Source organism: Alicyclobacillus suci, from assembly GCF_017329615.1.
GTDB classification, from domain to species: Bacteria; Bacillota; Bacilli; order Alicyclobacillales; family Alicyclobacillaceae; genus Alicyclobacillus; species Alicyclobacillus suci.
In genome coordinates this window covers 1-23,823 of record NZ_JAFMTW010000048.1, presented here as the reverse complement: position 1 = coordinate 23,823, position 23,823 = coordinate 1, and the positions used below count along the sequence as shown (strand labels likewise).

The following is a 23,823-nucleotide window of genomic DNA, read 5'->3' as shown; positions in this document are numbered from 1 at the left end:
TTCTCACTCTCCGTCATCGTGGCACCTCCCACAACGATGTGAACAGTGCCGTAAATTCGACAAAGGGTGGGGAATTCATCCCGATGATTTTGGGGAATTGAATCCGTTATTTTTGGGGAATTGTATTCCGCTGTTATTGGGGATTTTACAGCCGATGTTGACAATCCTGACGCACCATGCGCTCTTGTTCCGTCCGATTTCCGTTCTTGATACCAAAACGAGGCGAGGCCGCGCGATTCAGCAGCTGCTTGCCGCGGACATCACCGTCTACTCGGCCCATACCAACCTCGATGTGGCGCCGGGGGGTGTCAACGATGTCATCGCGGAGAAAATTGGCTTAACCGACGTCGAACTGCTCGACGTCACCTATCGCGAAACCCTTCACAAGCTCGTGGTGTACGTTCCAGGAAGCCACCTTGCGTCTCTGCGGAAGACCCTCGGCGACGCGGGTGCGGGCGCAATTGGAAACTACAGCCACTGCACCTTTGCGGCGCCCGGAACTGGCACGTTCTTGCCGGGGAATCAGACGTCGCCCTATATTGGTACGCCGGGTGTGTTAGAGCAGGTGGAGGAGGCGCGGTTGGAGACGATTGTCCCGGACTCGCGACTGAATCATGTCCTCGAGGCCATGCTCGCAGCACATCCGTACGAGGAAGTGGCGTATGACCTGTACGCCGTCGAGCAACCAGGTCCCGCGTACGGCATCGGCCGCGTGGGAAATCTCTCAGCAGGCATGACATTAGCGCAATTTGCAAACCATATTCGTGAGACGTTCGGCCTTCGCCACATTCGCTATGCGGGAGATGATGATCTTTTTGTCGAGCGGGTGGCGGTACTCGGCGGATCCGGCAGCAAATGGGCTGCCAAGAGCCTCGCGAAGGGCGCGCAGGTACTGGTGACGGCAGACGTCGGCCATCACGAGGCTGGCGACGCCTGGCAGGATGGTCTCGCCATCGTGGATGCCACGCATGCGGCGCTCGAGCAGCCCGTGTGTGCGGTGCTGGCGGATGAACTGCAGAAGATGGCCGATGTGCGCACAGGGACCCCTGGCGCTGTGGAGATTGTGGCGGCGCCATTGGCTGTCGATCCAATTCGTTGGATCTAACACCGCACCTGGATTCACGCGCACGACCGCCAAACTCCGGAAAACCCCCGGAATACCGCGGTTTTCCATTGTCACGGCGGTGCGGTTATCGTATAATAGGCCATGCTGTTACGACGAAGAAGTAAGCTGGGCAATCGCCGGTGCAGTGCCGAAAGGCCGCACGGGAGGAAAGTCCGAGCTCCATAGGGCAGGGTGCCGGATAACGTCCGGCGAGAGCGATCTTAGGGATAGTGCCACAGAAATGTAGACCGCCGATGGCTCGTGCGTGCACGAGCACAGGTAAGGATGCAACGGTGCGGTAAGAGCGCACCAGCAGTTCGGAGACGAGCTGGCTAGGTAAACCCCACCTGGAGCAAGACCGGATAGGAGTGCACATGTGGTTGCCCGCCACGCACTCGGGTTGGTCGCTTGAGCGTACTGGCAACAGTGCGCCTAGATAGATGATTGCTACTCCATACGTGCGAGGTATCACGAGGGCATCGCGTGTCCATTCGATACCGCTCGGAGCACAGGAGAACAGAACTCGGCTTACAGGCTTGCTTCTTCGACGGCTACATACCTTTGTTTGAACCGCGTTTTCGTTGGGCTGAGATTCCAGCGGGGGCACGGTTTTTCGGTGTGTTGGGTAGGGGGTACCCTGGGTGGGTATAGAGACATAGACTCTTCAGTCATAATGTCACACTCTGAATTTTTCCGTTATGTTCCAGGATTATAACTCCGAGTAGTCCCTTTAATCCCGCGTCACATCTGGCTTCATCGTCGCTTTAGCGCTAAGACAAGCATGTAAGTTCCGTATTGAACCCCGTCCGGTCAAGACAGATGTGCATAATTTTTTGAGATAACGCCATTCTATTCTGATAATTATCAGGTCTACGCTGCCTCTTTTGATTCCTTCCATTTTCTGAATTCCTGCGGTGTACGATAGCCCAACGCTGAGTGCGGGCGCTCTTTGTTGTAGAACTCAATATACGTTTTGATTGCGATCTTGGCTTCCGCGAAGTTGTCATATTCCTGCATCCAAACTTCTTCCTCCTTCAACGAACGGAAGAAACGTTCGATATAGCCATCTGCGTCCGGGTTGTTATAACCTGTCCGTTCATGTTTCACCTGGCAGTCCTTCATGGCTTGTACGAATCGTCGACTTGTCATTTGGCATCCGTTGTCAGTTCTGAGCGTTAAGTTTGCGCCTCGTACCCCGCTCGGGAATCAGTAGTTGAATGCGTTATCCACGGCATGCAGCAATTCCTCTGTCCGGCAATAGCGTGAAAACGAATACCCCACCATTTCACGGTCGTACGCATCGATTACCGCGAACAGATATCCCCAGCCATCCTTACCACACCAAATCTTTGTCATATCGCACTGGAAGTGTTCGTTTGACTGACTCACCGGAATCTTCCCAGACCGCTTCTTTCGGGAAGCTTCTCGCTGTGGGGATTTGACCAACAATCCCATATCCCGCATGAGCCGGTGTACTCGTTTGTGGTTTACCTGCATGCTGTATTGACGAAGTAACATGACCTTGATTCTACGGTATCCATATCGTGGGAATCTCTCGCATAGATGGCGAATCCGCTGTTTCAATAGGGCGTCTTTCTCGATAACCGCTTTTTTCGCCTTCTTCACAGGCTTCTTTAACAAGCTATCACAATAAGTTCGATTCAGCTCCAATGCTTTCGCAATCACTGGGACCCGAAACCCTTCCTTGACGAGCTGAGCCACCAAGGAACGGCTGCTTACTTCCGGCCCCAGTTCGATTTTTTTCGCAACACATCGATTTCCATAGCTTGCTCGCCAATTTTGCTCATGGCTTCCTGCAACTGCTTCTCCAACTCCTGCTCCCGGGTAGAAGGACCTGACTGAAGCCCTGCTCGTCCACCAGCCAGAAATGCGTCACGCCACTTGTAATACAGACTTTGGGCCACACCATGCTGTCGGCAAACCTCGCTGATGTTCGCCCCGGGAACCATCCCTTCCAACACAATGTTCATTTTCTCGTCCACAGTCCACTTACGTTCTGGCATGAGTCAAACACCTCACTACGTCTATTTTAACCTCACGTCATCTGTCTGGGTTGACTCTGGGACCAGTATAGAAGGTCCACTGTGACGACCTGTTACTACACACTAGAATGGATGTAGCGTATAACCTCCGTAGCAAATTTTTTCGGCTCCTCCGTATGAGGAAAATGTCCGCTATTCTCAAAAACAACAAGTTCTGTCTTCGAGTTTCTAGTTATGTAGGCATGAATCTGATCCATACTCATGACGTAATCGAACTTGCCCTTTAGGAGAAGTGTAGGTTGCTCCGGTACACTGCTTAGAAGAGAATTAAAGACCTTCTCATCTTCAAACAGCTTCTGTTGATGCCTTGCAGCCTTACTCCATTCGTCGGACGACAACGGGGATTGCTCTACGAGCTGTTCAAAAAAGTTAGTCTCGAGACCGTGGACATACAAAGAGTTCCTGTGCTCGCCTAAGTCGTTCGTCAGTTCAATAAATTCAAACCACAACTCGGACACCGATTTACTCGGTGAAGCAAAAGCCAAATTCAAACATGCGATCGCCATGTCACGGTTCCTCAACTTGCTGTACTCCAAAGTCGCACCTTGTAAAAGGAACCTTGCCGACAATCCCAAATCAAAAGTCGCATTTTCAAAAATCAGTCTGTCCACAGATGATGGATAGGCGTTGGCGTATACTGTCCCTAAATAGCCACCAAACGAATGCCCCAAAACTGCCCAACTCGAAATACCCAACGACCGTCGTACATTTTCAATATCCTCAACCAAATCATTCAGACCAAATTTATCGTTCTCTCCAATCTCAGGGGAACGTAGAACACCTCGTTGGTCGATAGCGATTAACCGCACTTTCTCTGCCAACAACTCACGTTGATACACAACGAAGTCATAACACCCAGTCCCTGGACCACCGTGAAGGTATAGTAAAGGAGGTGCAGATTTATTCCCAATGTCCTCGACAAACAAGTCAACCATACTACCTCTCCTTACGTTTCTGCATGTGACGCTATTGAATTAAACTGCCCATAACTGCAATAAGTGTAACACACAGATTATTCGCCAATCATGCATACATGACTCGCCGCGTTTCTCTGCAAACTGAGACTGCGGGATACAACATGGATGGATGTTGAGTCTACCGCAAGATGAGTTTGAAACTAAAAAACCGCCCCGACTGATGGGACGGCCATTCTTCTGTTAGTCCATATCCAACAACTTTACCGCATCCACTAAGCGCTCACGACTTGCATGGGTGTATATCTGTGTTGTGTTCAAATCTTCATGACCAAGTAATTCCTGTAATGTCCGTAAGTCTGCCCCGCGCTCCAACAACCTTGTAGCGAAAGTGTGGCGAAGTTTGTGAAGCGTCAACCCCTTTCGCTTAATACCTGCCTCGCGCAGACAACGATGAAATAGTCGATGTAAATACTGTACACCAATAGGGACACGTGCTGACCTCATACCGATAAATAGTGCGTCGGAATCCACTTCAGGACGTACGCGTAAATATTCCACTAGTGCCGACGTAGCAATTTCGTTTAGAGGGATTACCCTATCCTTTGCACCCTTGCCTAGTCGGACATTCAGCACACCACTGTTTAAATCGACATCTTGTAACTTCAGATTGATCACTTCTTGACGATGTAAACCAGTATTGACCAACAGGTAAATAACGGCCTTGTCGAGTGGATGTTGCAATGTTGGCGCGGTGAGAAACTTGGATAATTCATCGGGACGAAAATATATGGGTATCTGCTTCTCTTGACGCGGAACTTGTATTTTCACCAGTGGATTCGTGTCGATTAACTCTTCATCAACCAACCATTTGAAAAATGAACGTAACGAATTAATTCGACGTGCGGTACTCGTTGGCTTATGTCCCGTACGATGCAGCCAGCGTGGATAGGTACGCATCACACTTGTGTCAATTTCGTTTAATTCCGATATGCCCTGTTCGTGCAGGAAGCGATTGAACAATCGGTAATCTGAACGGTACGCTGAGATGGTCATGGGCGAATAGTTCTGCGATTCGAGGTACCCGATGTAGTCATCGAACAAATCGTCGAGTGTGTCGTTGCGGCGTTTCATACAGTGTGTTCTCCTCATGCGTTGGATGAAGAGGGAACAACATAAGTAGGACGACGGATAGTATAACGGAAATTATATGCTTGCCTCGTCGATTAGGCGAACATGCGATAATCCTAGACACGGCACGGATATTGGCATCGCGTGTCCATTCGATACCGCTCGGAGCACAGGAGAACAGAACTCGGCTTACAGGCTTGCTTCTTCGACGGCTACATACCTTTGTTTGAACCGCGTTTTCGTTGGGCTGAGATTCCAGCGGGGGCGCGGTTTTTCGGTGTGTTGGGTAGGGTGTACCCTGGGTGGGTATGTTGCGTTCTACCGCCGACGCTAACTCGATGGTTCTTCGCACTACTCCTCTTAAATCCATATATTAACTGAGTGAAGCATGCAAAGGAGTTTACACAAAACTATTGACACTCCCAGATGTCCCAACTGCTGGAGCAGGTCTTGAACCAGATTCTTAGGCACAGTCGTCCGAACAGCTTCAGGCGGAGCCATATGAGCGTTCTGAGGAGCGCCTATCGGAATGGAACCCGCCCGCATCCGCTGACAACGCGCGTGGGCACGATTACGCTACGTGTTCCCCGCCTGCGTAACGGAACCTTTTCGTCTTGACCCCATCGTCCATGCATGGAATGGTCGGAATCTGAAGGATCGAAGATATCCGTTTGTCTTGGTGGATGCCATGGTTCTGAAGATTCGGGAGGATGGGAGAGTTCGTTCAAGAGCGGCGATGATAGCGACCGGCGTCAATGATGAAGGATATCGCGAGATGCTTGGCATCATGCTTGGCGACAGCGAATCTGAGTCAAGCTGGTCTGAGTTCTTCTCTTGGCTGAAGAGTCGCGATTTGCGAGGTGTCGATATTGTGGTCTCCGACAGTCACAGTGGGCTTGTGAAGGCATTGCAAGCGCAGTTCCAAGGCGCAACGTGGCAGCGGTGTCAAACGCACTTTATGCGCAAATTTTTAGACGCGACGCCCAAGCATTTGCATGATGAACTGTATGGAAAAGTACGGGCGATATTGGTGCGCTACTCATGGAAATCGACGAGAAATGGCAGTCGGGACACAAGTATCTCGACATGATGGAGTATTTCGCGTGGCGTGAGGAGCAACTGAAGAAAAACAAAGAGGCATCGAAGATTAGTCAAATAGGTTGACATAATTCAAATCTGCCGGAGGGCGAATTTACACCACATTTAGGACTTGATCCTTTTTACACAGTATATTGGACTCTATTTTCGGCTTATCAACATGTTGTATATTTATCATAAAGTGTGGGGGGAGTATTGATGGAGATAACTATACGAAGAGCAACAGCGGACGACGCTGGTACGTTGACTTCTATCGCGTTCGCGTCAAAAGCTGTCTGGGGATATGATGAATTGTTTATGGAACAATGTCGCAAGGAACTTACTATCACCACGCGTTACATACAGTCATGTGAAGTATACGCTGCTATGCTGCGGGAACAAATTGTGGGTTTTTATGGAATGACTGTAGCAGCGCCTGATGGTGTCCTCGACTATTTGTTTGTTTCCCCCAACCTATTAAAGAAGGGCATCGGGCGACGGCTTTGGGACCACCTACTTCAAATTGCAAGAGCTCGACAGGTTAAAACGATTTCTATCGCAGCCGACCCCAATGCAGAGTATTTTTACCGGGCTTTAGGAGCGAAGCGTGTTGGGGAGATACCATCGGGGTCGATTCCAGGCCGATTCATCCCATTGCTTACATTCATCACATAACAGGGTAAACTTCTATCTATATGCGTCATACGACCATACGCTACAAATTTAAACTCTTGACCCTAAATCGTGATCGGCGGCATCACCTTGCATGAGATATGTAAGTTCCTCAGCACTTGCGATTTTCCCGTTTTCAATTCCGAAACAGGCAATTACCTTCATTCGTATAGTCGAGTCATCCTGCTTAGTAGCGTTGACATAGTGAACACTGACGATGGTGGAGCCATCCACAAAAATTTTGTCGATGCTTACTTGGCCACTTTTTAGTGTGGACTTCAGTACTCGCGCATGTTCAAGAAATCTCGTATAGTCTAATACCACGCCATTGGCATCTTGTTTGTAGTTTTTGCTGAAGTACGCGCCTACATCTTCTGCACTGATGCTAGGATCAATGAGGCAGTCCATGATGTGCTGTATCCATTGCTTTGCTTCGTCATGGGTCATCATGTGAAAACTCCTTATTCACTCATTTTGTTTACAGGAAACAAAATGAGTGTACAACAGGGACTTGTTGTTGTCAACAATGTTTACCGGAAACAAAAGTGTGTATAAAATGTTTAACATCGAAAGATGGGGGTAGAGAAGTGTTTGTTAATGAAGAGAACAACATGAGTAACGAACCGACAAACCGTGCTTCGTTACATTCAGAAATTCATCAATTAATCGTGCGGGTTCATCACAGTTTTGAAATGCATGATCAACAAGAGCTAAAGCAATTAGCTGAGAGCGTGTCAAACTCTGAGAACGCACATATCTGGGAATCAATGACCATCGTAGCGATTCATGTTCTTGATGCCATTGGAAAACTGGGACCGGTCAATGGAGCGAGGGTTGCATCGTATCTGGGGATAACTCGGGGTGCAGTAACGAAAATCGCACGCCGGTTCCTTCATCAAGGTCTGATTGAGAAAAATTTTTTGCCTGATAACAAAAAGGAGGTTCACTTCACATTGACCGCCTTAGGGATGGAATTTTTCAAAGCTCATCATGAATTGCATGACAAACTCCAACATCAATGGAGCCGGTATCTAGATAAATACGACGCCGCTGAGTTACAGACTATCGTGCGTTTTTTAAGGGAGTTGGCTGAATTCGGAATGTCCACCGACGACTGACGACAGGCTGCAAAGCTTGTCGGCAAGTAGCGATGGCTCCGGTTAATATCGTGGTACCGGATGAACGGCTAATAAAAATACATGTAAAGCTCATCCAGAGGATGGTTTGGTCAATCTTCATTTTTACTGATTTCAGAAGCGAAACGGTGATTGTTGCAGTTACGCATTTAATCACGGGAATCACAATAAAATTCAGGTGGCTACTGGCGACTATCTGCTGGTGAATCAGCTAGCGGACGAGCGAAGTGAAAGGATCTGATTTTCACACAGAAAACCTGCAGATACATTCTTGGGTCGTTATTTTGCTGCATGGGTAAAAATATATTTTTTGATACAACTATATAATTTTGTATATTTATAATAAAATAGGGAGCAGAGAAATGATACGGACAAGAGGACGTGTATCTTATTTTATCGTGATGGTTATTGATGAAATTCATCAAGTAAGCAGATTCATGTGAAATTGGTGGGGACGAGGGGATGAACTTGTTTAAGCGGAGTGTATTCGTTGCTGGCACGGTGATTATAACGTTCTTCTTATATGGTTGTAGTACACAGATGGATTCTAATCATGGGAACAATTCCGATATTCAGAATACCGCTGTTGCCCCGATTCAATCGCAAATTCAGGCTCCTTCAAGTCAATACATCGACGCGATTAAAACCTCGATTGGTGGGAGTCCAGTTTCAAATGTAAAAGTTCATTATGTTCGGGCACTTGATTCAGCCCACTCTATATGCCTGTTTACGTTCGAACAAGATGGGCAAACGTTATTCAGCGAAGCTTGTTTAACAAAGGCGAATGGCAAATGGGGTATAGATTACGCAGCTGACGCCGAGCCGATTACAAATTCTATGCCAGTGTACAATATGAGCTTGAGTGCTAGCTTCGGAAAGCAATCGGAATTTCTTATGTTTGGAGGAATTATCCATGACCCGGCGGTTGCATCTGTGGCATTAGTAAAACCGAATGGAGAAGTGTACCGCAAATTACATATTATCCATGCTGGGGACATTCGAATGTACGCCTATGGACAATTAGTCAGTGTGGGGAAATCTACTCAATGGACTTTGCAGGCATATGATCATTACGGAAGTGTGATAAGTCCGTCAAAAACGTAAGAAGCTTTTTACTGAGCCCAATGGTCACCAGTTCGAATTTCACACGGGGACTTTGAAAGACCTCTGGATTCCTATTAAGGAAACAAAATCCCACATGTAGTTATTCCACTGAACAAGTTCACTCTAAAATCCCCTTTATCATGTACAAAATCAGGCGAATTGACTGAGTTATATGACCTTCGATAGGACAAACATCTAAACGTAAATCTAAAGGGATGATGACGATAAGGGGGGATTTTCTATGTTCGGGACATTTGGCGGATATACCCAATGGGCTGTGGTGTTCTTAATCATCTTTGTTTTGTTCTTCTTGCTTGTACCGACCGTTGGCTACGGTGCAGTGACCAGTTGCGCGGCATACTGATTACTTGTCTTTCCGGTGCATCACAATCTGTTGCACCATGACGTCTGCTTTAAATACGTTAAAGGAGATGGAGGATTATGCACCCATTGTATCCTGTTGCATGTCGAATGGTGGGGTGTCCGGTTGTAGCTCACCATGTCAATGGGAGAAAGTACGCAGGTGTTTTGCAGTCTGTGACTCCGTCTGGTATTTACTTGCTTCACAGCAGGGTGGTAGTCAGCTTCAACAACCACGATGACCGTTCAGTGGGGCCTTCCATCCTAACAGATGTGGAAGGCGGTCAAGCAGATCTCGTGTATGGACCTGCTGCTTATTTTGGCTTTGGGGCACTGACTGGGCTTGCGCTTGGTGGAGCAGCCGGCGGATTTTTCTGGTAATAAAAACGTGAATCTGAACTATCACGTAATTTGTGATAGGTGAATATGCCGTCATACGAGATAGCTTAAACCATTTTGTATTTGGAATGCACGAGGGAAGCAATCGCCAAGAATGTAAGTTTTATTGTAAAAAAGACAGCTGATGTGAAATTTTCACACGAGCTGCCTTTTTTTGATCTCTGTGTCTATTTGGCTTTTGCCATCGATTGTCTGGCGTCATCATCTCGTATCATCAGTGCAACCACAAGAGATAAGGCGGCCGTTAAGGCGCCGGCAAGAAAACCAGCGTGGTAGCCTGGTAACTGTACAGTGTTATGCGTATTTGTTCCGTTGGGATAGGTCAATGAGGATAGGAGTATTGTCGATATGGCGACGCCTATTGCGCTTCCGAGTTGCTTGCTGGAGTTAAAAATAGATGAAGCCTGTCCTGTACGAATTTTATCAATGGTTGCCATGGATGCCGTTTGTGAGGAGATGAATACTGCAGCGACACCAAGACCAAGTCCGAACATGACGAGGCGTATATACCATAGATTTGTGTAGAGCGTTACTCTGGACATGCAGATTAGGGTAAGTGCAATAACGAGGAGTCCGACAACCACAATACGACGAGGTCCAAAGCGTCTATAGAGTTTTCTTGCGACAAGTTGTCCGCCTAACACCACGCCAATGGCGGATGGGAACGTGGTTAGGCCAGCTTGCAGGGCAGATTTCCCTTGTACATCTTGCAAAAATAGTGCAGCTAGGTACAGCGCACCGAGATAGGATATGGAACCCAGGCCGTAAAGGCTGGTGCAAAGAGTGAATAATCGATTTCGAAGGAGATGTAAATTGACGAGTGGATAGGGCGACTTGCTTTCAGTGATGACCATGCCGATAAGAAGCAAGATGCCGATGATGAGCGTACATAAAACCACCGGATGAGCCCATCCAATCAGCGAACCTTCAGAAATAGCATACATGGTCATCCCCAAGCCCAAGCCGGACAAGCAAAAACCTTGCCAGTCGAACTTCCCTGGGTGACGTTGTGTGTGTTTCGTGAGTTGCAAAGCGCCATATAGACAAATCAGTGTACCGATGAAAACATTCACGAAAAAGACCATGCGCCAAGACAAATAGGTCGTGAAGAGGCCTCCTAAAATGGGGCCCAAGGCGGGGGCTATCGCTGTAAATATCGCGATTATCCCTGCAATGCGAACGCGCTCAGCCGGTGGGTAAACGCGGAAGAGCATGGATAATCCAACAGGCGTCATAATCGCGCCACCGATTCCTTGCATGATGCGAAATATCACGAGCATTGTAAAATCCGTCGACAGGCCACATAGGGCGGACGCAATTGTGAACACCGCGATAGATCCGAGTAATGCCAACTTCCCGCCGAGACGATCACCTAACCAACCAGAGACAGGTATAAAAATGGTCAAGCTGATTAGATAGGCGCTAGACACTAGACCAATTTCGCCGGGGCGAGTGTGAAATTCGTGGGCAATGGTCGGTAGGGCTACGTTGACAATGGTTGTATCCATTACCGCCATAAACATCGCCATTATGTAGACGACGGGCACAGTTATTCTTTGATTGGCGTTTTGTGGCATGTGCATGGTTGTGAACACCTACTTTCTGTGTCGCATCGTTTATTCGACTGTGTGTTATCCAAAATGAGGTTAACAAATTAGTGACCATTGGTCAATAAATAATTCGTCTGTTTGTTGGCGGATTTCATTTTCATTTTCATTTCGATACGCACTCTTCCACGTTGGAAGGTAGAAAGGTGCCTATGATAAACTGTAGGCATGAAAATGGATGGAGAAAATCAAGCTACTCGTGGCCGGCCGCCTAGACTAAGCCGCGAGTTAATTGTCGCTGCCGCACTGCAAATGAATTTGGAAAGTTTGACGATGCGTGAATTAGCTGATTATCTGGGTGTATCACATGGTGCACTTTATCGGTGGGTTGAGAGTCGTGATGCATTACTTGACTTGATTAGTGAGACGCTGGTGGAACGGGTTCTCTCTGTCGGCGTTTTGGATGGAACTGATTGGCGAAAAAGGATTTATCGGCTGGCGTGGGCAATGTATCACGAATTTCGTCAAGTCCGAGGATTTGCTACGCTTATGGTTCGGCCCCATCGTCACAATGAGATGGCATTCGCGAGGTTTCGCGACGCGATAATCGACGCGTTTGAGCAATCAGGGGTAAATTCAAGTATGGCAGAGCAGAGTTGGTATATCTTCATCATTTCAGTGATGGGGTGGATTTCCATGGAAGAAAGTGGGCCGGATTTGGGTGGGACAGGTGCGAGATTTGACGTTTTTCTTGGGACGCTTATCAAAGGTCTTCCTGCGACTGAGCCTGAAGCGTACGTATAATCGCTGTACAGCAGCATCTGATTTTGACCGATGGCAGTATGTTTCGGATCTGGATTGTAAATCCTTGGTTGCGTGTTGGCTTTGTGAAATGCTTATGCTTGATAGACAAGGCATACATATAGGGGAATAAATGGTTTGTCGAACATCGTGATCGAGAGGAGGGTGTCTAATGATTCAGGAAGTCAGGGATTTGTATGAACTTCTGCGCGCCGTGCACGGTAGTATCGATAAAATGGTTGAGAATTTAACCGATGAACAATGGTTGAAAAAACCGCTTCCGAACTTCAACAACATCGCTTCGATAGTGGATCATATAACCCGAGTAGAACAAAAGTTTTTCTCCGCCATCGCGGGTGAAACAGCTGAAATCAATACATCGGAACCGTTTCAGGTAGATAATTGGCATCTGGATGCGATTCGTGAACAGTGGGTTGAGTCGTTATCTTATGCGGAGCGTGTATTGGAATCCGTGAAGGAAGATGATCTATCCAAGCCTGGTTTGAAGGTTGGTATGGGCGATTTGAATAGACGTCAGTTGATTATTAACACGATTGCACATACGGCGCATCATCGTGGCCAAATACCATTGATTAAAAAGTTACTTGTATCTGACATGAACAGGAATTGATGTAACATTATAGCGATATAGACTTGAGCAAGTGAGTTTGTTGAAAAAGCAAGATCCTCGTTCGTTAAGAACGGGAATCTTGCTTTTTATCGGCTTTTCAAGAGTAAATCAATGGCCTGCTTCACCGTTTCGTGTGTAGATTTATCTTCTTCTATGTCTTTTCGAATACATTCTTCCAAATTCTCAACGACAATGGCCGCAATCGCTCTGTCCACGGCACTGCGAACTGCGGACAACTGAGTGACGACCTCTTTGCAGTCTCGCTCTTTTTCCATTAATCTAATGACGCCACGAATTTGACCTTCAATTCGGCGAAGACGGTTAAACATTTTATCTGTATATTCCACGTTTGTCACTCCAATAAATCGGATTTAAATACCTTTGAGGGTATTATGGTGCTTGATTTTCGTCTCGTCAATACGGATTACATTGAGGTGAGTAAGACATCTTTTACGGGGCCATGTCTGATAATCACATTTGCCATACCAAGATGAGGGAGAGCCGCGGTAGGTATTTCATTCGTTAAACGTACGTTCCTTGCTTTCGCGAGTCTGTCGGTCTCGCACTGAAGTCAGGATGGCTTATAATGGAATTCAAGAGCGTGGATGCTTGGATTGGCGTTCGTGAAAGGGTGACAGTATATGGTGAATCGTGGTGTTAGGTGGGCGATTATCGGGGGGCTATGTGCTATTTTGGTTGTTGGACTATGTGTATTTCTACGACCATCTACCAGAGCGCTGTTGTTGAAACTCCCAGTTGTATCGCCTCCATCACAGGATTACAGAGATGCCGTGGTTCGTTCGTTCAAAATGAATCATGTAACAGATTTGACTTTTCGATACATAGGCCAGGTGGACAACACGGACTCTGCTTGTTTTTATACATTTTTGAATGATGGAAAGTTATATTACGATGAAGCGTTTCTTTCAGATGATCCTTCGATTTCACCCGCACACCAATGGACGGTTGTGTATGGTGGCCACAATCCAGTGCGAATGAACTGGAGGCAGCCCATCACAAGGATTGCGGAGAGCGGGCAAACGCCAAGCGGTAAATCGTACGTTTTGGAAGGCGGATTCATTAATAATCCTTCCATAAATGATATCGAGTACACGTTTGCAGATGGTGCGATTCAGGATATACCTGTTACGCATGGACAAAAGTTGTATACGTTGTTTAAGGTGTCCGCCAACACGAAAGATGTGGGTGTCTTGCGAATACAGGCGTACCATCGAACACCCATCAAACTGGAGTGATACGGTTGGATGGAGATGTTTCTAGGCAGTGGTGCCAAAGGTATTTGACGTACCTGTGGCACCACTTTTTTTGTCACTTGGCAGTTGAATTGGTTGATGTAGCATTTTGAGTCGACTTTGCTTTCGATTCGCCGTTTGTGGAAGCGGACTTCGACGTGGTCGCTTTGCTTGTTTCAGTTTTCTTTGTCGATTCCGTCTTCGTCTGTCTGGCCTTGGCGTCGGATTTCACGCTTTGATTCGTATCTTTTTTATCCTTTGTGTCTTTGTTGCTTGCAGAACTGCTATGCGTTGTCGTGGTTGCATGGCTAGTTGAAGTCTGGTTTGTCGATGTGTTGTTTGTTGTAGCACATCCGGCGAGCCCCATTGAAGCGAGTAAGATGATAGATGCAGCGAAAGGCTTCATTTTGAATGTCATGTTGGTTTCCCCTCTTTCTGGCATTTATATCTCTTCATGACGTCATCATTATAAGGAGTGGACACTCAAACACGATTCAAAATGATGTGATGTTCATATGGAGATTCTGTAGACATTTTATTGTGTACGTGCGTGCTACAGCGCTAGATGCGGACTTTTTGCGGGGGGCCGCTTGGCGAATGCGGGCATGATTGTCCAACCAAAGGCATATAACATAGTAACTGAATGGGTGATGGAGCTCACCTGAACTGTCCACCTGCTGTGGACTAATAGCCCCTACCGCTTGTTTCGGCATGCGGTGGGGGCTACTTTATTGTATAGGAGTGTCCGTATGGCGTCGGTTTGGGAAATTTGTATCATCGTCATCATCACGGCAATTGACAATGCGCTGTTGGCGGGTGTGCTCATTCCGCAGATGGAGCCTTTAAAACGGCGAATCACGGTGATTGTCGTCGCCATCGCACTGGCCATATCGCAAGTTGTTTGTTCTACTGGTGTGGACTATTTCATTCGCCACACGATATTCAGACTTCTGGTCATTTTATTGCTTGCCTGGATGTCCATCCGCGTTTTATATACAGGTCAATCGAGGTATACCAGCAGCGTGTTTGCCACGACTGTGCGATTATTTTTGTTCACATTTGTCGGCAATCTCGATAATATCCTATGGCTTGGGTCGGTACTTCAAGGGGATAGACTGTGGATCACGATTTTGTCTTTTGCTAGTATCCCGATATTTGTGTGTGTTACCAGTTTGTTGGCGAATCAGATTCAGAAGCAGTGGTGGATACTCCCAATGGGTGCGGGGATGATGGCTTGGGCATCTGCGTCGATCACATTTAGTATACCTGCTATCAAAAATTTTGTAGAAAGGCTAGATGATGCCCCTGTTTTTACATTTCAATGCTTGATGACCGTATGTATATTGGTTGTTGGTGTCGCTATACGAGGATTGATTCGAAATAAGGCGCCGAAATGACGTGTCAATGCCAAGGCGATACGGTAGGGCAATGACCTCATTCAATGTGCGCCAGTATCATGAACTCGTCGTTGCCCCACCGATGTCCTATTCGTGAATGTCTAGTTCGTTTACGCCCATAACTTGATGAGCCAGGCGAGAATAAGTCCAAATCCTAGCGAACTAACTAAATAAAATATACTCATGAGCCGATTGCTACGGAACAGATTGACCGTTTCAACAGACATCGTGGAAAAGGTTGTGAACCCTCCACAAAAACCTGTACCTAATAAGGTAAATAGATCTGGAGAGTGGCTTTTCAGGCTGAGTGTGAACAGGCCTAATAGCGTCGTCCCAACCATGTTAATGATCCAGGTTCCCCATGGAAATGGCGTTTTATTTACATTAGAAATGAGGATGCCGACGCCGTATCGGGCGACGGATCCGACGGCTGCCCCAAAACCGGCAAGCGCAGGAAGCAAAGCATTCACGCGGAAACCTCCTCCACCACGGTCTTTCTTCTGGTGCCAATGAACAGAGCCATACGGTCACCGGCGTACGCGAGTAGCGGCCCCATTCCTCCACTGACTAGGACATAAATTAGCGCCAGAAGTGCATGAGATTGCGCTAACGAAATGGCTCCCGTGCAGAATGTGGAAAAAGTCGTGAATGATCCGATAATGCCCGTACCAAGGCCGTTTCTCAGCCAAAGTCGCATTTGGGTCAATGCTGCGATGCCGTAGAGGGATCCTAAGGCAAGTGATCCGATTAAATTGATGATGAGGATATCTAGTGGAAATTGATTGGGTTCCGGGATGACGAGCCCTAGTATGTAGCGAAGCGTTCCGCCAATGATGCCTCCAATAAAAATCGCAAGGATGTTCATTGAACATCTCCTCCTTTTTTATACATCGGTCTTTTGAAAATAAAATGGCTCCTGCAAAAAACTGCGTATAACACAGTTCCTTGCAGGAGCCATTATCCCTTTACGGGCGGTTAATGGTGAGCTCCATCACCGATGCGATTAGGCTCATTATATCGGAAAAATGCCCAGAGTGGCAGGGGGGACTTGGACGAATTGATGAACAGGAGAATTTTTTCTGTACGGATATATCTGTTAGGCCTAAAACCTAACAAAACAAAAAAATTAGGTGTTGCAAATGTATATTATCCTAATTTATAAATAAATCAGAGCAAATAGCTTGCGAAGGTATGTCTCTCATTGATGAAAGCGTATCCATTGTGTTCAGGTGCGTCTTTAAGTCGTATGTGAGCTTGACCAGATGGTTATGGGGGGATAAATGGTGCACAGACATGTTAAAACCGGGTTTATACTGGGTGCAGCAGCGATGATGGCGATTTCAGTGGCGGGATGTGGAACGAACGCGAACTCATCCCCAAGTGGGAAGAGCACTGCATCAGGTGTCACGGCGACGCAAGGACAACCGTTGGTGATGTCTACCGGGCCAAAAGGGAACTTCACGGAAAATTTCAACCCGTTTTCGGCATCTGCGGACGATGGAACGAGCGGATTTATTTATGAGCCATTATTTTATTATAACGAAGTGGGACCGCAAGTATATCCAATATTGGGAACCACGAAGACGTGGAGCAATGACAACACCACGTTAACGGTTCAGTTAAATGCGAAGGCGAAGTGGACGGACGGAAAAGCTTTTACCGCGCAGGATGTGGTATTTACGTTTGACTTATTAAAGAAGTTTCCGGCGGCGGACTTAAATGGCGTGTGGCAAAAACTATCGAGCGTGAAGGCACAGGGAAAGCACACGGTTGTCTTTCAGTTTAAGAGTGAAGACGTGCCGTTTGCGATGTACGTCCTGCAACAAGTCATTGTCCCGCAGCATATTTGGTCGTCTGTCGGTGATCCGACGAAATTCAGCAATCCAAAACCGATTGGTACAGGGCCGTTTACACTTGAACGGTTTAGTTCGCAGGAGTATGTATATAAGGCCAATCCGAATTATTATAAGGGAACGGTTCCTGTACCGGAGGTCGATATTCCCGCGTACGGTGATAATAACTCCAATAACATGGCGCTGTCAGAAGGAACGTTAGATTGGGATGGCGCAATTATGCAAAATATTCAAAAGAACTATGTGGATAAGAGTAGCAGTAACCATTACTGGTTTCCACCAGACGCGATTGTCAGTTTGGTGCCAAATCTTAAGGACCCACTGTTGAGTAACGCCGCTGTCCGACAGGCGATTAGTCTAGCAATCAATCGCGAAGATATTCAGAACAAGGGCGAATATGGATTATATAAGGTTGCGCAGCCAGACGGAATTCTACCGACAATGAGCAGTTGGGTTGATCCGAACTTGCCACAGAAGGACAAAGCGTTCACGTATAATCCTTCTGCGGCTGAACAGGTCCTGGAGCGTGCTGGGTTTAAGAAAAATTCATCAGGCATTTTCGTCTCCCCGAGTGGAAAGCCGTTGTCCTTAACTTTATTGGTGGTTTCCGGTTGGACGGATTGGGTCGAAGACGCCTCGCTGTTATCTCAGGAATTGAAACAGGTGGGCATTGAGCTCAATGTCCAGCAAGAACAATACGGCGCCTATATGGCCCAATTGCAGAGTCACAAATTCCAATTGGCCATGTCTACATCTAACTCCGGGCCAAATCCCTATTATATCTTTCAGAGCTTGTTGTACACGAATCAGGCGTACAATTATGAGCAGTTTAGTGATCCCACGGTGGATGCCGCATTGACGGATTTCTCCAAAACAACAGATGCGACAAAACAGAAACAGGATATTTATACTGTTGAGAAGGTCTTGGCCGAACAGCTTCCTGTGATTCCAGTTGTCTATGGAATTCAAGGAGATGAGTATCGGGACAACAAGTACACTGGGTGGCCAGACGCGAATAATCCATACGTGACGCCCGCACCATGGGCCTGGCCGGCGCCGGAAATCGTGATTATGCATCTTAAGCCAGTCTCGAAGTGATTTGTGGTTTGGAGGATAGGTGAGAATTACATCTACATTGCGCCCTCTGACGGATGAAAAATCCGGTGGAGGGTGTATTTTTTGGTGTACAATGGCTATGTCGTACGCGGAACTGCAAGTTAATTGCGACGCGCTTTTGATGATACAGGCGCAACAACAGGTTGGCTTTGAGGCAACGATTTTGTCGGGAAGGGTTCGGCGTGAGGACGGATTGTTTGGTCTTTCATTTGATCACAGGGTTCTGATGGTTCATCTGGATAAAGACTATGTTGTGGATGTCGGATTGGAGGATTCCGCTCGCAGGCTTCTACCGCTGTCGGGAGACAGATGACAGATGTGAGCGGACAGTACAGGATAACGTCGGATACAGATTCACAGCTTCTTTTGTTTCAGAAGAAACTGAATCATGAGAGGTCACTCAATTTTGTTTTACGCGAACACCGTGACGAAAGGCACGGATAAGAAAACGAGGCCAATCTTGTCTGATGACGAACGTAACGAATTACTGAAGTGTTATTTTAATATTGAAGTTGTATGACGAGGAGAGGGCCCTATGCATCCACGTAAAAAATTATATATGCTAGGAACACTTGTATTCCTCGGAGTAAGTCAGACAGGGTGTGGAGAATTCGGCCATTTGAGCCACGTCGTGTCGACTTCCGGTTCATTACACGCTATCACAGACAACGGTTCTGCGAATCATTCGGCTGTATCTATTTCGAAGGGAAACAATGGAACCGATGCTGTCACGGCAGGGGCCACCAATGGTACATCTGCGTCGGCATCTGTTGCGACAAATCCACAGTATCCGTCCTTGGGGTTGGGCATGACAGGACCAGAGGTGCTTGCACTTAATGAACGCCTTGCAGAGTTAGGATACTTGCCCGTGGCAATCAGCGCTGCGCAGCCGATTATTGCCTTACGCAATTTGGATTCACCACCGCAGGTGTCGTTTCAGTGGCGCTATCAAAATGTCCCTACTGAATTATTATCGCAGTGGTCTGCAACTACCTATACACAAATGACCCGTGGCGCGGTTATCGCGGTGGAGTATGACAATCATCTGCCCATAGATGGAATAGTGGGGAAACAGGTGTGGCAGGCGATACTGAGTAAGGATGCAGTGAAAGACACCCGGCCATATACCTACGTTCTGGTCACAGAGAATCCTGCGCCTGAGGAACTTCGCGTTTGGCAGGCAGGGCAGTGGGTGTATCAATCCATTGCGAATACTGGCGTCGCCGGCGCACCGTCTACGGATGGGACATTCGCTGTCTACGAGCGACTTGTGTCGCAGACGATGAGAGGGACGAATCCAGATGGAACAAAATATGTTGATCCCGGCGTTCCATATATCAATTACTACAATGGCAGCGAGGCCATTCATGGCTTTCAACGCGCCTCCTATGGTTTTCCGCAGAGCGTGGGCTGTGTGGAATTGCCAGTAGACAATGCTAAGGTTGTGTGGTCGTTGATTGACTATGGCACGTTGGTGACGGTGGAAGGGCAATATTCACCATCTATGCAGCCTACCACATCTACCACAGGCGACAATCAACAGACGACTGGCCAGGGGCAGCAGGCTACGAAGCCGTTGAAAACGAGCGATACGAGCGGAAGTTCTGCGAGCGGGCAAAACCGGGCAAGTGACTCCAATCCGACGTCAGGAAAAACTGGTACGAACGCGACGAGCGACAATAGCACGGCGAGCAACGCGACGGGAACTACGACCGGATCGACTTCAGGGAGTACAGCAGGAACGACTTCAAGTAACAGCAGTGGCATGCCTCCGAAGCGTAGCACGGGCACGTCAAACGCCACGGGCAATGATGCGACAAGTAGCAATGGCACGGGTATCGATTCAAATCGCAAGGGGAATGTCACATAGGCTGTGGGCACCGGAGAAGGATGTCCCGTACATCCATGGCGACCTGCCGCGCCATGGGATTAAACGGCTGATTGAGAAGCTGGTGCGGGTGACCACGCCGAAAGTTGATCGCGTTTATCAACCAGGTGTCAAGATTGGCGATATTGAAGTCATTGAAACACCGGGGCATACGCCTGGACATGTGTCGTTCTTATATGGTGATACGTTATTTGCTGGCGACTTGGTCACCAGTAAGCATGGAAAATTAGCGCCTTCACCCAAGATCATGTCCTGGAATTCGCAAGCAGTCACTCGTTCGATAGCCAAGCTCAAATCGTTTCAATTTGACTGGGTTTGCCCAGCGCACGGGGAACCTGTAAAACGAACGAGCCTGTTCGGTTGAGGGAAAGGCGCGTGTCTTATCGCACTGCTTCTCGGTCAAAATCGCCGATAGTACATGTAGAGAATTGGAACGAATGCGACGGCTGCGGCACCAATGGCCAGCAGTTTTAAATAACGCGTGTAGGTGATATCCACTTTGCAGCACCTCTTGCGATTCGTACACCGTACCATATGCCCCGATGATGTCAAACGAACGTGTATAATCGCCCAATTCCGAAATAGACGTTATGGAACGGAATGATTTCGTGAAAAGTGAGTGAATTTGACGTCAAATTTGCGGCAAATGTCGATTTGATGTATGGTAAATAAAGATTAGAATTTGAACAGCGCTGAATTCCCTTTTGGGAAGCGGGGGAACCAATTTTGGGGTGAGACGTTTATCGTGGGGTGCCCTTTCTACCCTAACCCGACAGCTAACCTCGTAAGCGTATTGAGAGGAGCCAACTACCATGTTTCAGTTTCAAACCTTTCGTTACAAGTGCTTCCGGTCGAAATATTTCCACCAAAAAGTCCCCCTTTACCTCTTCCGTGACGACGATTTTGTCTGAGTTCGTCCACATTCACATACGTGACTCAAGGATAATCATACGAGCCCTCTTGCGAAGCGCCTACATTTGCGGCAGGCGCATGTTTGATTGTTGTTATTTTATTTGACCCGAGAATATATGCCGTCTATGCAAACTTGTCTCCATATCACTCGGCGTATGTTCGATCCCGTCCATCTCTCGTACATTGGATGTTTTGATTCAAATGTCAACAACTCTGTCCATGATTTTGTCGATGATTTGTTTCGCTATGTCATCAATCGTGACAAGGGCGACCTTTACGTTGTGATCGAGTTCACAATTTACCAAGTCACCTATGCACCTGTACTCCGATGTCGCCTGAGTCAATCAGTTCCATCTGAGGAGGGGTTTAAAAGTGAATGTTGAACGACGAAGTATTGAGTATATTCCAGATGAAGAACGGCACGGGAAAGTCCGTAATTTGTTCAATATCTGGTTCAGTGGGAATATGCAACTGACGCCAGTCATGACGGGTGCGGCGACGATTTCGCTTGGACTGAACTTGTTTTGGGCCATGGTGGCCGTCGTTGTTGGCAATTTGATTGGTGGATTGTTTATGGCCACCCACTCTGCCCAGGGTCCGAAATTGGGTATCCCGCAGATGATTCAAAGCCGGGCGCAATTTGGCGTCATTGGCGCGATTATCCCTCTGGCCTTAGTCATGGTGATGTATATCGGTTCCGTCTATTACAGCGGATTGCTTGGTGCACAAGCGATTCACAGTGCGCTTCCTGGTGTCCCAGTCTGGCTTGCGATGGTTGTACTCAATGGTGTCACATTGGTGGTCACCACATACGGTTACGATTTGATTCACACGCTTGAAAAATATTTCGCCATCGTATTCGGACTGTTCTTTATTTACATCACAGTCAAAGCCGTGCAGTTGCCATTCCCGCAACACAGTTGGTCGATGACCTCGTTTAAAGCCGGGCCATTCTTGATGGCGCTGAGCATTTGTGCCACATGGCTGTTGACGTACGCGCCATACGTTGCGGACTATTCTCGATACTTGCCCAGAAATACGTCCTCGAAGGCGACGTTTGGATGGACGTACGCGGGCGGTGTCATTGGAACCATCTGGCCGATGACCTTGGGCGTGTTGTTAATTGCGGCATCGTCTAAGTTTGGCGACAATCCGAATGGGTTTCTCGCAGCACTTGTTGGCCCTACGTTGGCGCCGATTCTTTATCTCGTCATTGTCCTTGGGATTCTCGGTGTCAATGTTTTGAATCTGTACTGTGCATTTATGGCGACAGTTACGACGATTGAACCGTTCACAAAGATTAAAATTACTTCAGTGAAGCGCTTTGTCATCTTGGGCATCATTGACGCGATTGCAACGTGGATTGGCATTGTGGGACAAGGCAGTTTAATCACCATCATCAACGATTTTCTACTGATGCTTCAGTATATTATGGTTCCGTGGAGTGCGATTAACCTCGTCGATTTTTACTTCCTGCGACGCGGGAAATACAGCGTCCGCGACATATTTGATATCAACGGTAAGTATGGACGCTTCAATTGGATTTGTATCGGAGCCTATGTTATTACCGTGATCGCACAAATTCCATTTATGAATGTATCGGGAATTTACGAAGGGCCGATTTCGAAAGCAATCGGACACGCCGATATTGCTTGGATTGTAGCGTTGATATTACCTGCGGTGATCTACTACTTTGCGATGAAAATCAAATCCCCATCTACAAACAAAGCGTATCGTTCGAAAGCAGTAGTGAATGATGCGTAACGAATATTGCGCCCGCGTTCCCCGCCTGTTCCCAAGGCGGGGAAACGGAATGTATTCATTGCTGGGTGCCCGTGTCATGTGTTGATGCTTAGTTGCCTTGATGTGTACCGGAGACGATATTTTGTGCGTATTCTGTCAATACGTTGGTACTTTGACTGAGCTCTTGTATCGTGGAGGCCAGTTGTTCTGCAGCGATGGATTGACTGTCCGAATCTGGTCAGGCGTCTCGTTTAGCGAGCCGGATGAAATTTGGATATAAGTGTACAATTCTCAAGCATCTTGCGTAATCTTGTGGATGAGGTCAGTGTCGGAGACAGTGGCAAAGCGGAAGGTTACCACGCTGTCACACTCACTTTCAGATTGTTGTTTCGTAGATTACGAGTACACGTATTATTTAAATTGAGTGAGTATTTTTTTTTTTTTGACTATCGTCAGTATAAATGATTCGATACACTTCTATTATCCTATTGAACAACGTGAAGTGAGCGCGGAAAGTCGTAAATCGATAGATTAGGCTGCAATGTAAAACGAGTGAAAGGTTTGATAGATCTCAAATTTGCATGCTAGAAGGAGTCGCTTATGGAGATATGTTATGAATTCGGGCTCTTCGCTGGTTGAGGTGGGTTGAACAAGTCAATCATGGGAGTATAAAACCCATTGGCAAACCAGAGTTAGGGTCAATGCCTGTCGGCTTGACGTG

General features: G+C 47.4%; 28 protein-coding genes, 1 other RNA gene and 3 riboswitches. Of the genes, 18 read left to right on the top strand and 11 right to left on the bottom strand.

What is annotated here, in order from left to right; all coding sequences use genetic code 11:
• Window positions 1–1,105 (top strand): Nif3-like dinuclear metal center hexameric protein (locus tag J3482_RS16970; RefSeq protein WP_206922797.1); only part of this gene is annotated, 1,105 nt, incomplete at its 5' end.
• Between the two features lie 118 nt (window positions 1,106–1,223).
• Window positions 1,224–1,652, top strand: an RNA gene (gene rnpB, locus J3482_RS16965) — RNase P RNA component class A.
• A 323-nt stretch (window positions 1,653–1,975) separates the two neighbouring features.
• On the opposite strand, the gene J3482_RS16960 is transcribed toward rnpB, so the two are convergent.
• The 5 genes from J3482_RS16960 to J3482_RS16940 form a co-directional block, all read right to left on the bottom strand.
• Complete coding sequence (locus J3482_RS16960) at window positions 1,976–2,212, bottom strand: integrase core domain-containing protein (protein WP_206922796.1); 237 nt, start codon at window positions 2,210–2,212, stop codon at window positions 1,976–1,978.
• Between the two features lie 99 nt (window positions 2,213–2,311).
• Window positions 2,312–2,827 carry an IS3 family transposase gene (locus J3482_RS16955; protein ID WP_206922795.1) on the bottom strand — a complete coding sequence of 172 codons (516 nt, stop codon included), beginning with the start codon at window positions 2,825–2,827 and terminating at the stop codon, window positions 2,312–2,314.
• Between the two features lie 14 nt (window positions 2,828–2,841).
• Window positions 2,842–3,129, bottom strand: a complete 288-nt coding sequence (locus J3482_RS16950) for a transposase (RefSeq protein WP_206922794.1) — start codon at window positions 3,127–3,129, stop codon at window positions 2,842–2,844.
• Between the two features lie 95 nt (window positions 3,130–3,224).
• The gene (locus J3482_RS16945; protein WP_206922793.1) at window positions 3,225–4,103 is read right to left on the bottom strand and encodes an alpha/beta fold hydrolase; all 879 of its coding nucleotides are present in this window, start codon (window positions 4,101–4,103) and stop codon (window positions 3,225–3,227) included.
• 222 nt (window positions 4,104–4,325) lie between these two features.
• On the bottom strand, window positions 4,326–5,216 hold the full coding sequence (locus J3482_RS16940) for a tyrosine-type recombinase/integrase (RefSeq protein WP_206922792.1): 891 nt from the start codon (window positions 5,214–5,216) through the stop codon (window positions 4,326–4,328).
• Window positions 5,217–5,639: 423 nt separating this feature from the next.
• On the opposite strand from J3482_RS16940, the gene J3482_RS21880 reads away from it, so the two are divergent.
• From J3482_RS21880 to J3482_RS16930, 3 genes are all read left to right on the top strand, one after another.
• Complete coding sequence (locus J3482_RS21880) at window positions 5,640–5,831, top strand: transposase (protein WP_369123483.1); 192 nt, start codon at window positions 5,640–5,642, stop codon at window positions 5,829–5,831.
• Entirely contained in the window at window positions 5,794–6,303 is a 510-nt protein-coding gene (locus J3482_RS16935; RefSeq protein WP_369123482.1) for an IS256 family transposase, read from the top strand. Before J3482_RS21880 ends, J3482_RS16935 begins: the two co-directional genes overlap by 38 nt.
• A gap of 206 nt (window positions 6,304–6,509) precedes the next feature.
• The gene (locus J3482_RS16930; protein WP_206922791.1) at window positions 6,510–6,965 is read left to right on the top strand and encodes a GNAT family N-acetyltransferase; all 456 of its coding nucleotides are present in this window, start codon (window positions 6,510–6,512) and stop codon (window positions 6,963–6,965) included.
• 48 nt (window positions 6,966–7,013) lie between these two features.
• On the opposite strand, the gene J3482_RS16925 is transcribed toward J3482_RS16930, so the two are convergent.
• A complete protein-coding gene (locus J3482_RS16925; RefSeq protein WP_206922790.1) occupies window positions 7,014–7,412 on the bottom strand; it encodes a nuclear transport factor 2-like protein in 399 nt (132 codons plus the stop codon).
• A 137-nt stretch (window positions 7,413–7,549) separates the two neighbouring features.
• Here J3482_RS16925 and J3482_RS16920 point away from each other — a divergent pair, with 137 nt between their 5' ends.
• The 4 genes from J3482_RS16920 (at window position 7,550) to J3482_RS16910 (ending at window position 9,943) form a co-directional block, all read left to right on the top strand.
• Window positions 7,550–8,080, top strand: coding sequence for a MarR family winged helix-turn-helix transcriptional regulator (locus J3482_RS16920; protein ID WP_206917433.1), 531 nt, complete (start codon window positions 7,550–7,552; stop codon window positions 8,078–8,080).
• 480 nt (window positions 8,081–8,560) lie between these two features.
• Window positions 8,561–9,202 carry a hypothetical protein gene (locus tag J3482_RS16915; protein ID WP_206922789.1) on the top strand — a complete coding sequence of 214 codons (642 nt, stop codon included), beginning with the start codon at window positions 8,561–8,563 and terminating at the stop codon, window positions 9,200–9,202.
• Window positions 9,203–9,443: 241 nt separating this feature from the next.
• Entirely contained in the window at window positions 9,444–9,566 is a 123-nt protein-coding gene (locus tag J3482_RS21335) for a hypothetical protein (protein WP_268884477.1), read from the top strand.
• 77 nt (window positions 9,567–9,643) lie between these two features.
• A complete protein-coding gene (locus tag J3482_RS16910; protein ID WP_206918086.1) occupies window positions 9,644–9,943 on the top strand; it encodes a hypothetical protein in 300 nt (99 codons plus the stop codon).
• A gap of 185 nt (window positions 9,944–10,128) precedes the next feature.
• Here the strand turns inward: J3482_RS16910 and J3482_RS16905 are convergent, their stop codons facing one another.
• Window positions 10,129–11,544 (bottom strand): MDR family MFS transporter, encoded by a 1,416-nt coding sequence (locus tag J3482_RS16905; RefSeq protein WP_206922788.1) that lies wholly within the window; start codon window positions 11,542–11,544, stop codon window positions 10,129–10,131.
• Between the two features lie 198 nt (window positions 11,545–11,742).
• On the opposite strand from J3482_RS16905, the gene J3482_RS16900 reads away from it, so the two are divergent.
• Window positions 11,743–12,312, top strand: coding sequence for a TetR/AcrR family transcriptional regulator (locus tag J3482_RS16900; protein WP_206918091.1), 570 nt, complete (start codon window positions 11,743–11,745; stop codon window positions 12,310–12,312).
• Window positions 12,313–12,481: 169 nt separating this feature from the next.
• Entirely contained in the window at window positions 12,482–12,940 is a 459-nt protein-coding gene (locus J3482_RS16895) for a DinB family protein (protein ID WP_206922787.1), read from the top strand.
• A gap of 86 nt (window positions 12,941–13,026) precedes the next feature.
• On the opposite strand, the gene J3482_RS16890 is transcribed toward J3482_RS16895, so the two are convergent.
• Window positions 13,027–13,287 (bottom strand): metal-sensitive transcriptional regulator, encoded by a 261-nt coding sequence (locus tag J3482_RS16890; RefSeq protein WP_206922786.1) that lies wholly within the window; start codon window positions 13,285–13,287, stop codon window positions 13,027–13,029.
• A 444-nt stretch (window positions 13,288–13,731) separates the two neighbouring features.
• Here J3482_RS16890 and J3482_RS16885 point away from each other — a divergent pair, with 444 nt between their 5' ends.
• The gene (locus J3482_RS16885) at window positions 13,732–14,196 is read left to right on the top strand and encodes a hypothetical protein (protein WP_206922785.1); all 465 of its coding nucleotides are present in this window, start codon (window positions 13,732–13,734) and stop codon (window positions 14,194–14,196) included.
• Between the two features lie 73 nt (window positions 14,197–14,269).
• Here the strand turns inward: J3482_RS16885 and J3482_RS16880 are convergent, their stop codons facing one another.
• The gene (locus J3482_RS16880) at window positions 14,270–14,611 is read right to left on the bottom strand and encodes a hypothetical protein (protein WP_206922784.1); all 342 of its coding nucleotides are present in this window, start codon (window positions 14,609–14,611) and stop codon (window positions 14,270–14,272) included.
• A gap of 219 nt (window positions 14,612–14,830) precedes the next feature.
• Window positions 14,831–14,897, top strand: a riboswitch (Fluoride riboswitch).
• Window positions 14,898–14,942: 45 nt separating this feature from the next.
• Between J3482_RS16880 and J3482_RS16875 the strand changes: the two genes are divergently transcribed.
• Window positions 14,943–15,590: a hypothetical protein gene (locus J3482_RS16875; RefSeq protein WP_206918104.1), complete on the top strand. Its 648-nt coding sequence runs from the start codon at window positions 14,943–14,945 to the stop codon at window positions 15,588–15,590.
• Window positions 15,591–15,700: 110 nt separating this feature from the next.
• On the opposite strand, the gene J3482_RS16870 is transcribed toward J3482_RS16875, so the two are convergent.
• Complete coding sequence (locus J3482_RS16870; protein WP_206918105.1) at window positions 15,701–16,060, bottom strand: fluoride efflux transporter FluC; 360 nt, start codon at window positions 16,058–16,060, stop codon at window positions 15,701–15,703.
• Window positions 16,057–16,455, bottom strand: a complete 399-nt coding sequence (locus J3482_RS16865) for a FluC/FEX family fluoride channel (protein ID WP_206918106.1) — start codon at window positions 16,453–16,455, stop codon at window positions 16,057–16,059. Before J3482_RS16865 ends, J3482_RS16870 begins: the two co-directional genes overlap by 4 nt.
• Window positions 16,456–16,531: 76 nt before the next feature.
• Window positions 16,532–16,595: riboswitch (Fluoride riboswitch) on the bottom strand.
• A gap of 278 nt (window positions 16,596–16,873) precedes the next feature.
• On the opposite strand from J3482_RS16865, the gene J3482_RS16860 reads away from it, so the two are divergent.
• From J3482_RS16860 to J3482_RS16840, 5 genes are all read left to right on the top strand, one after another.
• Window positions 16,874–18,541: an ABC transporter substrate-binding protein gene (locus J3482_RS16860; RefSeq protein WP_206918107.1), complete on the top strand. Its 1,668-nt coding sequence runs from the start codon at window positions 16,874–16,876 to the stop codon at window positions 18,539–18,541.
• A 19-nt stretch (window positions 18,542–18,560) separates the two neighbouring features.
• Window positions 18,561–18,872: an arylamine N-acetyltransferase gene (locus tag J3482_RS21640; protein WP_206918108.1), complete on the top strand. Its 312-nt coding sequence runs from the start codon at window positions 18,561–18,563 to the stop codon at window positions 18,870–18,872.
• A gap of 222 nt (window positions 18,873–19,094) precedes the next feature.
• A complete protein-coding gene (locus tag J3482_RS16850; RefSeq protein WP_206922783.1) occupies window positions 19,095–20,429 on the top strand; it encodes a L,D-transpeptidase family protein in 1,335 nt (444 codons plus the stop codon).
• Window positions 20,419–20,811: an MBL fold metallo-hydrolase gene (locus J3482_RS16845; RefSeq protein ID WP_206922782.1), complete on the top strand. Its 393-nt coding sequence runs from the start codon at window positions 20,419–20,421 to the stop codon at window positions 20,809–20,811. Before J3482_RS16850 ends, J3482_RS16845 begins: the two co-directional genes overlap by 11 nt.
• Before the next feature lie 316 nt (window positions 20,812–21,127).
• A riboswitch (cyclic di-AMP (ydaO/yuaA leader) is annotated at window positions 21,128–21,252 on the top strand.
• Between the two features lie 479 nt (window positions 21,253–21,731).
• The gene (locus tag J3482_RS16840; RefSeq protein WP_206918127.1) at window positions 21,732–23,123 is read left to right on the top strand and encodes a purine-cytosine permease family protein; all 1,392 of its coding nucleotides are present in this window, start codon (window positions 21,732–21,734) and stop codon (window positions 23,121–23,123) included.
• Window positions 23,124–23,823 lie beyond the last annotated feature (700 nt).

Bases quoted from the DNA above. Each gene is read 5' to 3' on its own strand.
- J3482_RS16940 (WP_206922792.1), bottom strand. From the start codon at position 5,216: ATGAAACGCCGCAACGACACACTCGACGATTTGTTCGATGACTACATC.
- J3482_RS16865 (WP_206918106.1), bottom strand. From the start codon at position 16,455: ATGAACATCCTTGCGATTTTTATTGGAGGCATCATTGGCGGAACGCTT.
- J3482_RS16905 (WP_206922788.1), bottom strand. From the start codon at position 11,544: ATGCACATGCCACAAAACGCCAATCAAAGAATAACTGTGCCCGTCGTC.
- J3482_RS16925 (WP_206922790.1), bottom strand. From the start codon at position 7,412: ATGATGACCCATGACGAAGCAAAGCAATGGATACAGCACATCATGGAC.
- J3482_RS21880 (WP_369123483.1), top strand. From the start codon at position 5,640: ATGTCCCAACTGCTGGAGCAGGTCTTGAACCAGATTCTTAGGCACAGT.
- J3482_RS16915 (WP_206922789.1), top strand. From the start codon at position 8,561: ATGAACTTGTTTAAGCGGAGTGTATTCGTTGCTGGCACGGTGATTATA.
- J3482_RS16845 (WP_206922782.1), top strand. From the start codon at position 20,419: ATGTCACATAGGCTGTGGGCACCGGAGAAGGATGTCCCGTACATCCAT.
- J3482_RS16950 (WP_206922794.1), bottom strand. From the start codon at position 3,129: ATGCCAGAACGTAAGTGGACTGTGGACGAGAAAATGAACATTGTGTTG.
- J3482_RS16900 (WP_206918091.1), top strand. From the start codon at position 11,743: ATGGATGGAGAAAATCAAGCTACTCGTGGCCGGCCGCCTAGACTAAGC.
- J3482_RS16895 (WP_206922787.1), top strand. From the start codon at position 12,482: ATGATTCAGGAAGTCAGGGATTTGTATGAACTTCTGCGCGCCGTGCAC.
- J3482_RS16910 (WP_206918086.1), top strand. From the start codon at position 9,644: ATGCACCCATTGTATCCTGTTGCATGTCGAATGGTGGGGTGTCCGGTT.
- J3482_RS16945 (WP_206922793.1), bottom strand. From the start codon at position 4,103: ATGGTTGACTTGTTTGTCGAGGACATTGGGAATAAATCTGCACCTCCT.
- J3482_RS21335 (WP_268884477.1), top strand. From the start codon at position 9,444: ATGTTCGGGACATTTGGCGGATATACCCAATGGGCTGTGGTGTTCTTA.
- J3482_RS16875 (WP_206918104.1), top strand. From the start codon at position 14,943: ATGGCGTCGGTTTGGGAAATTTGTATCATCGTCATCATCACGGCAATT.
- J3482_RS16850 (WP_206922783.1), top strand. From the start codon at position 19,095: ATGCATCCACGTAAAAAATTATATATGCTAGGAACACTTGTATTCCTC.
- J3482_RS16880 (WP_206922784.1), bottom strand. From the start codon at position 14,611: ATGACATTCAAAATGAAGCCTTTCGCTGCATCTATCATCTTACTCGCT.
- J3482_RS16930 (WP_206922791.1), top strand. From the start codon at position 6,510: ATGGAGATAACTATACGAAGAGCAACAGCGGACGACGCTGGTACGTTG.